This is a genomic window from Chlamydia crocodili (assembly GCF_018343815.1).
GTDB classification, from domain to species: Bacteria; Chlamydiota; Chlamydiia; order Chlamydiales; family Chlamydiaceae; genus Chlamydia; species Chlamydia crocodili.
In genome coordinates this window covers 90,832-104,694 of the sequence record NZ_CP060791.1, presented here as the reverse complement: position 1 = coordinate 104,694, position 13,863 = coordinate 90,832, and the positions used below count along the sequence as shown (strand labels likewise).

The following is a 13,863-nucleotide window of genomic DNA, read 5'->3' as shown; positions in this document are numbered from 1 at the left end:
CTTGATTTTTGCTGAGTAGATGATCAGTTCTTTATCGCAAAAACTATCCTCAATTTTTTCTTCGCTGGTTTCCTCTCGTAGAATTACTGAAGAAAATATCTCTGAAGCGATCCGGGAAGTCCGCTTAGCCCTACTAGACGCCGATGTGAATTACCATGTCGTCAAAAGTTTTATTGCTAAGGTAAAGGAAAAAATTCTCGGAGAGGAAGTATGGAAACATGTTTCTCCCGGACAGCAGTTTATACGATATTTGCATGAAGAATTGACAGAATTGCTTGGAGGCAAGGCCGACTTAGTTACTTCAGGGAATCCTGGGGTTATTTTACTTTGTGGCTTACAAGGAACGGGAAAAACTACGACATGTGCTAAACTCGCTGCCTATGTTCTAGAGGAACGCAAGGCAAAGAAGGTATTAGTTGTTCCCTGCGATTTAAAACGCTTTGCAGCAATAGATCAATTAAGAAACTTGATTTCAAAAACCCAAGCCGAACTGTATAATAGCGAAGGTCAGGATCCTGTGAAAGTAGTTTCTCAGGCTTTAGACTATGCAAAACAGCATGGTCATGATCTTATTTTGATTGATACAGCAGGCCGATTGCATGTGGATGAAGTGTTGATGGAAGAATTGGTTTCCATACAAAAAATCTCTAAATCATGTGAACGGCTATTTGTTATGAACTTGGCTATGGGACAGGACGCTGTTACCACAGCCAAAGCGTTTGATGATTATTTAGATCTCACAGGAGTAATTATCTCCATGACAGATGGAGATGCTAGAGCCGGAGCTGTATTGTCGATGAAAAGTTTATTGGGAAAACCAATAAAATTTGAAGGCTGTGGTGAGAAAATACAAGATCTTCGACTTTTTAATGCTGAATCTATGGCGGATCGCATTTTAGGTATGGGAGACACCGTGCATTTTGTCCAAAAAATGCGTGAATGTATTTCTGAAGAAGAGGACGAAGAGCTTGGGAAAAAATTAATAGAATCGACCTTCACTTATGAAGATTATTATAAACAGATAAAGGCGTTTCGACGTATGGGTCCACTTAGAAAGCTTATGGGGATGATGCCGAGTTTTGGCGGTGCTAAACCTAGCGATAAAGATATAGCGGATTCTGAAGAGCATATGAAAAAAACAGAAGCGATTATCCTTTCTATGACTCCCCAAGAAAGAAAAGAGGGAGTTGATCTAGACATGAGTCGCATGAAAAGAATAGCTGCTGGCTGCGGATTGACTTTAGGTGATGTAAACCAGTTCCGTAAGCGTATGGCACAATCTAAAAAGTTTTTCAAAAATATGAGTAAAGAGAGAATAGAACAAATGAAAAAGAAAATGTCTGGAGGAAACCTGTGGCGTTAAAAATTCGTTTACGACAACAAGGGCGAAGAAATCACGTAGTCTATAGATTAGTACTTGCTGATGTTGAGTCTCCTCGTGATGGTAGATACATAGAATTATTAGGTTGGTACGATCCTCATAGTGCTGTTAACTATCAATTGAAAAGTGATAGAATTTTCCATTGGTTGAGTCAAGGTGCTGAACTTACAGAAAAAGCTGCTGTTTTGATTAGACAAGGCGCTCCTGGAGTTTATAGCGAATTGATGGCTAAACAAACTGCTCGTAAAGCTGCTATATGTCAGAAACGTCGCGCTTATCGTCAACGTCGTGCTTCAAAAAGAGCTGAAGCTGTAAAAGCTGTTGCGAAATAGTTTTTAGGGTTGGGATGGAGATCGAGATACTTTCTTTATTCCCAGACTATTTTGATAGCCCCTTACGTTCCAGTATTTTGGGCAGGGCTATTAAGAACGGGCTGTTAAAAATTCAATCCAGAGATATACGAGATTTTGGATTAGGAAAGTGGAAGCAAGTAGATGACGCTCCATTTAATAATGATGGAATGCTTCTTATGGCAGAGCCTGTAGTACAGGCAATACGACATATTAAAAGAAGTGATACCAGGGTAATACATCTTTCTCCTCAAGGAATGCTTTTAACAGCACAAAAGAGCCGAGAATTGGCGAAGTGTTCTCATTTGATATTCTTATGTGGGCACTATGAAGGAATTGACGAAAGAGCTTTAGAAAGTGAAGTGGATGAAGAGATAAGTATCGGAGATTATGTTTTAACTAATGGTGGAATTGCTGCTTTAGTCGTAATCGATGCTTTATCTCGGTTTATCCCCGGAGTTTTGGGAAACCAGGAAAGTGCGGAAAAAGATTCTCTAGAAAATGGATTATTAGAGGGACCTCAATATACACGTCCTCGAGTATTTGAAGGTAAAGAGGTTCCCCAAGTGCTTCTTCAAGGAGACCATCAAGCAATTGCTCGATGGAGAAAGAAAGTAAGTTTAGATAGAACCCGAGAAAGGCGCCCTGATTTATATGTGCGCTATCTTTATGATCGAGAGAACAAGGAAATTTTCCCACAGGAAGAAGATCCAAAACGGTGTACATTAGAAGGGGAGAGTGCTGTAGTTTTAAAGGTGGAAGATGTACAGCGATCTCGCAAATTTTATTCTAAGATGTTTAGATTAAATCAACCTGGCAATGATAAACTACAAATCCCGGGAAAGACGCAAATGGTTCTACATTTGCAAGAAGTAGGGTTAGAAAATAAAAATACAGCCATTTTGTCGCTTCGATTGGATTGTGAGGACGATTTTTTTAATTTTTTAGGACGATGGAAGATGCTTGGAGGGACTCTAGAACAAGCTGATGATCGTGGAGCGGTGAGAGTAGTACGTGATTTTGACGGACATCAATGGATGATCTCTTACAAAAAGGCAAAATAGAAATAGAGAATTTAGGTGAAGTATATGGGGAACTTAATTAAAGAATTGCAAGACGAACAACTTCGAACGGAAGCTCTTACAGATTTTCGTGTGGGTGATACAATTCGTGTGGCTACAAAAATTGTAGACGGTGGTAAAGAACGTACACAGGTATTCCAAGGAACAGTGATGGCCCGTAGAGGCGGAGGAGCCGGAGAAACTGTTGCTTTGCACCGCGTGGCTTACGGTGAAGGTATGGAAAAGAGTTTTTTACTTCATAGTCCTAAGATCGTAAGTATTGAAGTAGTAAAACGCGGTAAAGTTTCTCGAGCGCGTCTATACTACTTGAAAGGTAAGACTGGTAAGGCTGCTAAAGTTAAAGAATATATTGGTCCTAGAGCTGCTAAGAAATAGTTGGTTACTATTGAATTTAGCTGATTTCTGAATTCTACCTAAGATATACCGATCTATGAAGACACTAGCTATTGATGAAGAACAATTATTTCTATCAAAAACTATCTTTGAAGAAGAAGTTTTTGATGAGGGTTTCTCTATCATAGCTGGAGTAGATGAGGTCGGAAGAGGCCCTCTAGCAGGGCCTGTAGTTGCAGGAGCCTGCATACTTCCTCGAGGTAAGGTATTTCCTGGGGTGAATGATAGTAAAAAGTTAACTCCCAAGGAAAGAGCTAAAATTCGCGATATTCTATTGAATGATTCAGATGTATATTATGGAATTGGAGTTGTATCTGTAGAAAGAATAGATGAGATCAATATTCTTGAAGCAACCAAGGAAGCTATGGCAAAAGCAATAGCAAATCTGTCAATTTATCCTGATTTTCTTCTAATAGATGGCCTATATTTACCCCATAAAATTCCTTGTAAGAAGATTATTAAAGGAGATTCAAAATCCGCATCTATAGCTGCGGCATCGATAATAGCTAAAGAATATAGAGATGACTTAATGCGAGAACTTCATCAACACTATCCTAATTATGGCTTTGATAAGCATAAAGGTTATGGAACTGCCGCGCATTTAGCTGCATTGAAGGCTTTTGGCCCTTGTGATTGTCATAGAAAGAGTTTTGCTCCCATAAGGCAGGTATTCTAGTATTTTATGAAAGATAAAGTTCGTGTTCCTTTTTCACCTGATCAACCTTCGTGTGCACCGAAACTATTTACTGTTAGCGCTCCTGCAGGAGCCGGGAAAACTACACTAGTGCGTATGTTAGCACGGGAATTCCCTGAATCTTTTCAAAAAACCTTATCCTTAACAACACGATCTCCTCGTCCTGAAGAAGTTTCTGGTGTAGATTACTGGTTTGTTTCCCAAGAAGAGTTTAAACAACGATTGGATAGTAATGATTTTTTAGAGTGGGTTTCGCTTTTTGGAGAGTACTACGGAACAAGTCGTTTAGAAATTGATGAGATTTGGAAATCGGGGAAACATGCGGTTGCAGTGATTGATGTAGAGGGCGCTTTATCTTTAAAAAATAAGATCCCTACAGTCACTATTTTTATTTCCGCGCCTTCTCAAGAAGAACTAGAGAGGCGTTTAAAACATAGAGGATCAGAGAAAGATTCTCAAAGACAAGAACGATTGCAGCATAGTCTCGTTGAACAAGCTGCATCGGACCAATTTGAATACGTCATTATCAATGATGATTTGGAAAAATCTTACGAGATTTTGAAGAGTATTTTTATAGCAGAAGAACATAGGAACGTATTATGAGCAATAAAGATCGTTTAACAAATGAAAAGTTAAACCAATTGTTTGAAAGCCCGTTTAGTTTAGTTAATTACGCAATTAAGCAGGCAAAAATTAGAATAACAAAAGGCGACGTACGTTCTTCTAATGCAGCCATTGAGGCATTGGTTCTACTAGAAAGGGATGGTGTGCAGGCAGATTTTACAGAAGAAGATGTGGAAAGCACTACTGCTCCAGTTGCTGAGAGAAGAAGAGAAGGGACCTCATCAGGAAGAAGAAAAGATCCTTCGGCTTACACATGGAGTGATGTGAAATAATGCCCGCGCGCGTTTTAATTACTTCGGCATTGCCTTATGCGAACGGACCTCTACATTTTGGACATATAGCTGGAGCCTATTTACCTGCGGATGTCTACGCGAGATTTCGAAGATTATTAGGAGATGATGTTCTTTATATTTGTGGTTCTGATGAATATGGAATCGCAATCACATTAAATGCCGAACGCGCAGGTTTAGAATATCAAGAGTATGTGAATATGTATCATAAGATACATAAGGATACTTTCAATAAATTAGGGATTTCCCTAGATTTCTTCTCACGTACAACGAATCCTTTTCACAAAGCTCTTGTGGAAGACTTTTACCTACAGCTAAAATCGAAGGGCTTGGTAGAAAACAACATTTCGCTTCAGCTATATTCTGAAGATGAAAAGCGTTTTCTTGCTGATCGTTATGTAGAGGGTACGTGTCCAAAATGTAGATTTGATAGTGCGCGTGGTGATGAATGTCAAAAATGTGGAGCTGACTACGAAGCTACTGATCTAATTAATCCACGATCTAAATTATCAGGATCTCAACTAGTTCTTAAAGAGACTGAGCATGCGTATTTTCATTTAGAACGTATGGTTGAGCCTTTATTAGCGTTTGTAGAAAAGGTATATTTACCTGAGCATATTCGTAAGTTTGTTGTAGATTATATTAAGAATTTACGTCCACGTGCCATTACTAGAGATTTATCTTGGGGGATTCCCGTTCCTGATTTCCCAAATAAGGTATTTTATGTGTGGTTTGACGCTCCTATTGGTTATGTCAGTGCAACTATGGATTGGGCAGTATCTGCGAATAACCCTGATGCATGGAAAGACTTTTGGTTAGAAGAATCTACAGATTACGTACAATTTATAGGTAAGGACAATATTCCTTTTCATTCAGCGATATTTCCAGCTATGGAATTAGGTCAAAATGTCCCTTATAAGAAGGTTGATGCTTTAATATCTTCAGAGTTTTATCTTCTCGAGGGTTATCAATTCAGTAAATCCGAAGGGAATTATGTAGATATGGATGCCTTCTTGGATACGTATTCTCTTGATAAATTACGTTATGTGTTAGCTGCCACAGCTCCAGAAACTTCTGATAGTGAATTTACTTTCATAGATTTTAAGACACGATGTAATTCAGAGCTTGTCGGTAAGTTTGGGAATTTTATTAATCGTGTACTTGCTTTTGCAGAGAAAAATGGATTTAGAGAACTAGCATATTCTGCAGATATGTTAGAAGACAAAGATAGACAGTTTCTGGATGAAGCACAAAGAATTGTTCAGGAAGCTCGGGCATATTATAGTAAGTATAGCTTGCGTAAGGCCTGCTCAGCAATTATGGAGTTGGCAGCGTTAGGAAATGTATACTTTAACGATCAGGCACCTTGGAAGCTTCTTAAAGAAGGAATATCGCATCGTGTAGAGACTATACTTTTTTGTGCATGTTATTGTCAGAAATTATTGGCGTTGATTGCATATCCTATTCTTCCGGGGACAGCTTGGGAGATATGGAAAATGCTTTCTCCAAAATCTCTAGATCTTGAAAACCAGAATAAAGATCGTGTGGCAAGCCTTTGGGATGCTGAGTTTTTGGAGTTCTCAGACGAGGTTTTCTTTTTAACAACACCGCAGTTGTTATTTACAATTGTAGACTAGTTTCTTGTTTGTCTCATGAAGATGAGAAAGTTTCTTGTGCGGGTTGCGTAAGTTTCTCAAGGGCTTGCACAAGTCCTGTACAGCGATGTTGTACCTTATCATTTCTTGTGGCTATAGCTATTGCTTTTTTTGTTCCCACTAGAATGACAAGCTGTTTTCCCCTTGTAATTGCTGTGTAGAGAAGATTCCTATAGAGCATCATGAAATGAGATGTATGTATAGGAAGTACAACACAGGGACTTTCACTTCCCTGATATTTATGTACCGAAGTGGCATAGGCTAAAACAAGATCATCAAGTTCTGAGAAGGAATACACAACGTACTTTCCTTCCATATTTACTATAACACGCTTATTTTCAAAGTTGATCATGGAGATATAGCCAATATCCCCATTGAATACTTCTTTATTGTAGTTATTGCGGATTTGCATAACTTTATCTCCAATAGCATAGGAGTGAAACCTGCCGTGGAGAGTTGCTTGTTTAGGATTTAAAGCAGATTTTAGTACTTTGTTGAGATTATGAATTCCTAAAATACCTTTTTTCATTGGGGAGAGAATCTGAATATCTTTAGAATAAATATGATATTTCTTAGGAATAAACTGTGTGACTAGGTGGACAATATGATCCACAGCCTCTTGAGGATCCTCTTTTTGAAAGAATAAGAAATCCTTACGTCCTGATTCAGAATAGAGTATAGGGAATTCACCTTCATTTACTTTATGAGCATTGATAATGATATTTGAGTCATGTACCTGACGAAAAATCTTATTGAGCTTAGTTACGGTGATTTTTTTAGAATTGATAATATCTTTTAAGATATTTCCAGGGCCGATACTAGGTAGCTGATGTACATCTCCGATCAGGATGATAATCACATGATCAGGAAGTGCTTTCAGAAAATGGTATAGGAGATAGGTATCCATCATTCCTGATTCATCGACTATGATTAGATCGCAATCTATAGGATTTTCATAATTCTTACGAAATGAACGTGTTTTAAAATCATATTGTAGTAGAGCATGAATAGTCACCGAGTGCTTTCCGGTAATTTCTGTCATGCGTTTAGCTGCCTTTCCTGTAGGAGCTGCTAGAATGATTTTATAGGTAACCTGCTCAAATATCTTCAGAATAGCCTTTGTAATGGTACTTTTTCCTGTTCCCGGTCCTCCGGTAATGATGTGAATCTTTTCTGAAAAACATGCACGGACTGCTTCCCTTTGATTTTGCTCTAAGTGAAGGCTTAGATTGTCCTCAACCCATTGAATGGCCTTATTTCCATCTATAGAACGAATTTTCCTAGAGGAAAATAAGATCCGTTTTAAATCAGAAACTACAGTCTTTTCTGCTAAGTAAATATGCTTTACCCAGACGTGTGGTATGGTTTCTAACTCTTGAATATGCAAAAGATTTTTCTCGCGCATGCTATATACCTGAGAGATGATCTCTTCAGTTTGTATAATTTTTTCAGGAATGTCCTGATTTAGGAGTTTCTCTACAGCTTGAGCAAGCCCCTGTAGGGGATAACAAGTATGGCCATCTTCTTGAAGTTCTTCTAGAGCATGCTGTATTCCTGCAAATAATCTACTTTGTGAGTTTAGGGGTACTCCTAAGCGTGTGGCGATCAGATCAGCTGTTTTAAATCCAATACCCTCCATTTCTCTAGCGAGTAGGAAGGGATCTTCACAGATTTTCTCTATGGAGTGCTCTTTATATTTTTTATAAATTCTTACGCCATAGTGGATAGCGATATTGTATTGTTGTAGGAAAAGAAGAGTAGTTCTCAGATCTTTTTGTTCGCTGAGTTGTGTGCATAAACTATCACAGCGGGCTTGGCTAATTCCTGGAATTTCAATTAATCTTTCCGGTTGATTATCAAGAATATCAGCAGTCTCATTTTGAAATTTTTCGATAATCTTCTCAGTGATTTTCGGCCCGATACCTTTGACAAGCTTAGATGTAAGATAATTGACTATTCCACGGTTATCGCCCATTTCCGAAGAATCGCAACTGTATACTTGGAAATATTTTCCTAAATTTGAATTTTCTGACCATTTTCCATACAGGTGTAGCTGCATACCGATTTGTAGAAAAGAATCAGGAAACTGACCTTTGATAACGATGATTGTGCCCTTGTAGGGTATTCTCATGTGCGCAGCGGTTTCTTTTGAATCCTGATCTTCAAAAAGTACGCTTTCTAATTTTCCGGAAATTTTTTCCATAGAATTCTTAAATCTAATTTAGGGGAATCAGTGTCATAGGAGAATTAACTGACATATTTCCACAGCTATAGCTTAGAGGATTTGAGAGTATAACCTTTTTCAAGTGGCTTGCCTCCTAAGGCACGCGAATTACCCTTCTCCAATACTTTTTATCTATTGGAGACTGAAAAATTCCCTAGCGCTTAAATGTAACAACAAAAGACACCTATACACTAGTATTTCCAATGTGTCCATAAGAACACTTACGTAGTTTCTTTTTCTCACCAAGATATTCGCGTTATACATTGCGCTCTATATTTTCAAACGCGAGATTTTGATTTGATCTTTATCAAGTTTCATTGATTAAGATAGTAAGGCGAGTGTAGCTGAAGATAAATTTTTTATTCGATGAGTATTTTTAAAGATATACTTTCATCCTGAAGTAAAAATCGCTCTTGGATTCTTAAAAACAAGTTTTATAAATGTATCACGAGAAATTTTGTGTGCTAATCTGCAGAAGGAAGAATCTTGGATTCCTCTGGTTCCTTTTGATTTGCCTTTCTTCCGAAAAGAATCAAACAAATAAGACTGCCTCCCAACATCAAGAAAATCCCAACACCTTCTTGTAAGGTGGGCAGGGTCTTTTCATAAAGATAGGATAAAATCAACCCAAAAATAGGCTCAAAGATTAACATGGCTCCTAAAAGAGCAGGAGATAAATGTAAGCTAGCCTTATTCCATGACGTGATAGCTCGCGATGAGGAGAATATCCCCATAGCTGAGCAGAGAAGAATAAAGAGCAGTCGTTCTGATGTTGGGGTATGTGCTATAAAATTATGAGCAATGTGTGTGATACCTAGACAATCAAAAATAATAATCAGGGGGAGACAAATCGCCAACGAAGCTACCCCCAGCATCCCACACCATAAATCTGGAGAAATATTAGGATTTTTTAACAAAAAATCGTAGTTACAGATAATATAAGCAACCCAAATACCCGTAGATATGATTACACAAGAAAGCCCTATAAAATACTGTAGAGGGTTTACTGCTGTTGTTGAATGAAATTCGGAGAGATTTGTTAGCACGACCCCTAAGAAAATCACGCAGCTAATTGCAGAGAGTAGGGTGTAGGAAAGCTCTTTTTTCTTTACATTTGAATGAAATAGAACAGCTATGGGAGCTAATCCGGCGATAATGATAGTTATAGCGGCCCCCACGTAACGAATTGCCAAAGCAATGCCAAAATAGTAGACCATATTTACAAGAAAGGCCCAGAGGAAGCTTTGACCCCAAACATGCAAAGAGATGTTTTTAAAGATATTTTGTCTTTTCCATAGGATAGGGAACAGAGAAAAAATCCCGAAAATGGTATAACGGGTTAAGACAATATCAAGTTCTTGAAAAGATTCTAACAAATTAGGAATCACGAAGACTATTCCCCAGTAGAGACAAGCTAATAGACTATGAAATAGTCCTACAGGAACGCTACGGGATTGTTTTGTTTGAGAATCATTAACAAACATATCTGCCTTTGAAAGAATTAAATGGTTTTATAGGCAATAAAAGAGATATTTTACCATAAACAACATTTTTAATGGATTGAACACTTTATAATACTTGGGTGATTCTAATCCAAGTATTAATCCTCGGTTTATTTTCTATGAGAACCAAAGTACTTGTTTACTCTGACGAAGGCGTCTCTCCTTATTATTTGCGTCATCTGATCCGCTGGTTAAAAAATAGTCTTCCCTCTGAGGAGAACCTAGAAATCTGTCGCGTAGATGGGAATTTTCTTCTTTACGATCCTTTATGGGAATTTACAGCACGTCTACTGATTATCCCCGGAGGTGCTGATCGTCCTTATCATAAAGTTTTGCAAGGTTTAGGTACCGCAAGAATAGATAATTATATTCGTGAGGGTGGGAATTATCTAGGCATTTGTGCTGGAGCTTATTTTGCGTGTAAAAGCTTAAGTTTTAATGAGCCCGATGGTTCTCTTTATGTTGCCGATCGAGGATTAGGTTTCTTTCCTGGTCGTGCTGTAGGTCCCGCGTACGGTTCGTTATTCTCTTATACAAGTCCAATAGGTGTACGTGCTGCACCACTATTTTTTTCTAATTTGAATACGAGTAGTTGGGCTTTATTTAATGGTGGTCCGTATTTTGAATACGCAGATACCTATGCGGGGATTTGTGTAGAAGCTCGTTATGCGGATCTTCCTGAACAACCTGCTGCAATTATTTCTCGACGCTTAGACAAAGGTTTAGTCATTCTTTCTGGATTGCATATAGAGTATCTTCCTGAGTATTGTCAGATGTTAGAGGATAACGTCGTTAAGGCTCGCGAGATTTTAACAAACGCTACAGCTTTGAATCAGTATCGTGTATCCCTTTTATCACGTTTACTTCATACAACAACGTCTGTAATGATATGATTTAATGAGCGTTATCTCGAGATCGTTCTGGATTTTCTCGTCTAGAGAGATAGCTGAGATTTTGAATTTCAACTTCAGTTAAGTTAGCAATCACTAGGTTTTCTGTTTCCATAAAACGTGCCTGATTTAAATTCCGCATTGAATCTCCATGATTTCCTTGAGGATGAGAAAGAAGTCCGTATGGAGAACATTCTCTTGGGAATGATGTCGTATCTTTCTCTACGAATATCTTCCAATAATCTTCTGGAGATAAAATATAGACGGAGGTTTGGCTTACATCTGTGGAAATGTCTTGTTGAGGTCCCTCCTGAACTAAGAAAGTTTGAATTTCATCAAATTGAGGTGTGGAGATTGTCTCTGTAGACGCTCTTGCTCGTAGTTGGCCGTAGGGAGATTGTTGTAGAATCACCTCAGGATTTGTGTTGTGATTGCGATTTATTGATACGGATGTTCTAGGAGATTCTGTGTTTTTGGGCACGAATGTTCTTAGCTTATTATAAGGGGACTCGTAAGCAGTTGTTATAGGTGTGGCACGTGGGGATTCATGTTTAAGATTAGATGTTGGCTGTAGTACTGGTATGGATACCGGTAATTGTTGCGACTCAACTGTATTTCTCCGAAGATTTGGTAGTTCGGGTGTCCGTGTGAAGCGCATTTGTTCAATAGCACAAAATAGCGCGAAAATTTCCATTTGACGTACTCTAATATCGGGACATCCTGATCTGAGTAGTTGTAGGTTAATAATTTTTTCTTTAGAAACGCTAGCATTTAATGCTACATAATACTTCGTGAAGAAACTTTTGAAGATTTTATAAAGGGTCTCATCGATATCTTCTTTACTTTCTATAACCGTATTTTCATTAGGTGTTAAAGAGTCTCGAAGAATAGGAATTACGTAATTTAGATTCCCCAATGTCGTTCTTATGACCTGGCTTTCTATATTTCGGGATAAATTCTTTTGAAGAACCTGATGTATGTAACAGCGCTTTGGTTGTTCATTGATAACAGATTCTGTTTCAAGTTCTGCGAAATTACGAGTTGTAAGGGTGATATTAAATCCTATGTGATTTCTAGAAAGAGTGACCTCCTCACCATCTGTTTGACAGGTTTTCCATGAAGCTAGGATGCTTTGCAATAAAAATTGCGGATCTCTTAGAAAAATCTTTATCCAAGCATCCTTATCAGGGAAGAAATCCTCTTGATTGACGTGTATGAGATTCTCTATTGTTGCTTGTTCAGATCCTGAAGATATCTTTTGTTCTAGCTCTCTAAAAATAGCTTCAGGAAGTTGAGGAAGAGCCGGAACTGTTCTGGATATTATCGGTATGGGTTGTAGGTGAGATGGATACTTTATTGCCTTTTGCTTCTGATCATGAACATGAAAAACAATTTGTAAAAAACAGAGAATAATAAGAATCCCTGTGATGAATGCAGTTATGACAATAAGTATTTCTGATGAACAAGCTAAGCTTAAACAGGTAATCACAGATGCTGTAGCTAAAATAGCAGACACACTGATAAGGATCCCTAGAGCAGAGGAAGAAATGGATCGGTTATAACAAAGAGGAAAACTAGTTTGGGTCTGATTTTGTATGATTGTTTGTTGCGAGACAGGCTTGGTCATAGATTATATTTCCCTCTACGCCATACGAACCTAATAAAAAGAGAACTCCGGAGGATGGGTTCGAACCAACGACCAATGGATTAACAGTCCACTGCTCTACCGCTGAGCTACTCCGGAATATCCAAAGAAGACAATTCTAAGTGAAATAGCAAAAAAGTCAATAGGTTTTCTGTATAAATATGTTCTTGAGTCAGAGCTATCATTAACGTGAGATGAAAAGCTAAGTAGAACAAGGCTAAGAATTTTATTCATTGCTCTTTTTAATGAAAAAAGAGCTCTCTAACAAATCCTACGATTTCATCTGTGGACTTTTTTGGAGCGACCGTGGTTTCTGGTTCTTCATTTTCTATCAAAATAGGGTATGCAGAGCTGAAATATGTATGGGATTGTTTAGATAGCGCCTTAACAATATCTCCAGGGATATTTACATGATATAAACTTTCCTCTACTGCTAGGTAGAGAATAGACGTAAGTGCTGTAGCAAGATTAGGTAGGGAACTTTGTTTGCTTATATTGCTATGATACTCTAAGGATGGGACAGCAAGATAGGGGATTTCTTTATTATTCGATTTTATTCCATGAATGCGAGTGTTTACAAATAGACAACGTTTAATTAATACAGGGACGTCATCCAATCTTGATGAAAAAGATTGAGATGAAGAAAGTCTGACAGTTTCTTGGTTTTGTGGAGTGAAATTTTTCCATAATAATGACCAGTTCGTTTTTGACGATTGATTGTCATAGGGAAGTATAGTGAAGTTTGCTCCATGAACAAGAAGATCAGAGATCTCTATTTTCTTAGATAGAAACATAGAAATAAGAGAAAAACGTAAGTTCACATATTCAATTTCCATGGCATAAGGAAAGCGCTCCGAGGGCATGGGATTGTGAATACACAGATAACGAATTTTCATTCCTGAAGTTCTAGGAGATACTCTTCCTACAGTTACTTGAGTGTGTAACTTCGCAGATAACCAATGCTCAACAATGCTTTCTTTGCGAATCCAAAAATAAGCGATAATGCAAAATGCTAATAAAAATAAATTCTTTAAAAGTTTAAACATGCATGATGAGAATATTATTTATCTTAGTTCCTAACATAGATGAATAAAGAAATATTAGAAAATAAAAAAAGGCCCCCCTTCTTCTCA

Annotated in this window: 13 protein-coding genes and 1 tRNA gene; 9 read left to right on the top strand and 5 right to left on the bottom strand. The window is 37.9% G+C overall.

Annotated features, from left to right (window positions below; all coding sequences use genetic code 11):
- Window positions 1-19: 19 nt before the first annotated feature.
- The 8 genes from ffh to metG are packed head-to-tail and all read left to right on the top strand — an operon-like array spanning window position 20 to window position 6,451.
- Window positions 20-1,363: a signal recognition particle protein gene (gene ffh, locus H9Q19_RS00480; protein ID WP_213241175.1), complete on the top strand. Its 1,344-nt coding sequence runs from the start codon at window positions 20-22 to the stop codon at window positions 1,361-1,363.
- Entirely contained in the window at window positions 1,354-1,713 is a 360-nt protein-coding gene (locus H9Q19_RS00475; RefSeq protein WP_213241173.1) for a 30S ribosomal protein S16, read from the top strand. The genes ffh and H9Q19_RS00475 overlap by 10 nt, the downstream gene beginning before the upstream one ends.
- 14 nt (window positions 1,714-1,727) lie before the next feature.
- Window positions 1,728-2,795 carry a tRNA (guanosine(37)-N1)-methyltransferase TrmD gene (gene trmD / locus H9Q19_RS00470; protein WP_213241171.1) on the top strand — a complete coding sequence of 356 codons (1,068 nt, stop codon included), beginning with the start codon at window positions 1,728-1,730 and terminating at the stop codon, window positions 2,793-2,795.
- Window positions 2,796-2,819: 24 nt separating this feature from the next.
- Window positions 2,820-3,188: a 50S ribosomal protein L19 gene (rplS, locus tag H9Q19_RS00465; protein WP_117274420.1), complete on the top strand. Its 369-nt coding sequence runs from the start codon at window positions 2,820-2,822 to the stop codon at window positions 3,186-3,188.
- Window positions 3,189-3,243: 55 nt separating this feature from the next.
- On the top strand, window positions 3,244-3,882 hold the full coding sequence (locus tag H9Q19_RS00460) for a ribonuclease HII (RefSeq protein WP_213241169.1): 639 nt from the start codon (window positions 3,244-3,246) through the stop codon (window positions 3,880-3,882).
- A gap of 6 nt (window positions 3,883-3,888) precedes the next feature.
- Complete coding sequence (gmk, locus tag H9Q19_RS00455) at window positions 3,889-4,503, top strand: guanylate kinase (protein ID WP_213241167.1); 615 nt, start codon at window positions 3,889-3,891, stop codon at window positions 4,501-4,503.
- Window positions 4,500-4,796 (top strand): hypothetical protein, encoded by a 297-nt coding sequence (locus H9Q19_RS00450; protein ID WP_213241165.1) that lies wholly within the window; start codon window positions 4,500-4,502, stop codon window positions 4,794-4,796. The genes gmk and H9Q19_RS00450 overlap by 4 nt, the downstream gene beginning before the upstream one ends.
- On the top strand, window positions 4,796-6,451 hold the full coding sequence (gene metG / locus H9Q19_RS00445) for a methionine--tRNA ligase (RefSeq protein ID WP_213241163.1): 1,656 nt from the start codon (window positions 4,796-4,798) through the stop codon (window positions 6,449-6,451). Before H9Q19_RS00450 ends, metG begins: the two co-directional genes overlap by 1 nt.
- A 13-nt stretch (window positions 6,452-6,464) precedes the next feature.
- Here metG and recD2 read toward each other — a convergent pair whose 3' ends face one another.
- Together recD2 and H9Q19_RS00435 are read right to left on the bottom strand one after the other, a co-directional pair.
- A complete protein-coding gene (gene recD2 / locus H9Q19_RS00440) occupies window positions 6,465-8,672 on the bottom strand; it encodes an SF1B family DNA helicase RecD2 (protein WP_213241161.1) in 2,208 nt (735 codons plus the stop codon).
- A gap of 485 nt (window positions 8,673-9,157) precedes the next feature.
- Window positions 9,158-10,177, bottom strand: a complete 1,020-nt coding sequence (locus H9Q19_RS00435; protein ID WP_213241159.1) for a DMT family transporter — start codon at window positions 10,175-10,177, stop codon at window positions 9,158-9,160.
- A 137-nt stretch (window positions 10,178-10,314) separates the two neighbouring features.
- On the opposite strand from H9Q19_RS00435, the gene H9Q19_RS00430 reads away from it, so the two are divergent.
- Window positions 10,315-11,088: a BPL-N domain-containing protein gene (locus H9Q19_RS00430; RefSeq protein WP_213241157.1), complete on the top strand. Its 774-nt coding sequence runs from the start codon at window positions 10,315-10,317 to the stop codon at window positions 11,086-11,088.
- Between the two features lies 1 nt (window position 11,089).
- On the opposite strand, the gene H9Q19_RS00425 is transcribed toward H9Q19_RS00430, so the two are convergent.
- The 3 genes from H9Q19_RS00425 to H9Q19_RS00415 form a co-directional block, all read right to left on the bottom strand.
- On the bottom strand, window positions 11,090-12,712 hold the full coding sequence (locus H9Q19_RS00425) for a hypothetical protein (RefSeq protein WP_213241155.1): 1,623 nt from the start codon (window positions 12,710-12,712) through the stop codon (window positions 11,090-11,092).
- 45 nt (window positions 12,713-12,757) lie between these two features.
- Window positions 12,758-12,829: transfer RNA gene (locus H9Q19_RS00420), tRNA-Asn, on the bottom strand.
- 143 nt (window positions 12,830-12,972) lie between these two features.
- Window positions 12,973-13,776 (bottom strand): AsmA family protein, encoded by an 804-nt coding sequence (locus H9Q19_RS00415; protein WP_213241153.1) that lies wholly within the window; start codon window positions 13,774-13,776, stop codon window positions 12,973-12,975.
- Window positions 13,777-13,863: the final 87 nt, after the last annotated feature.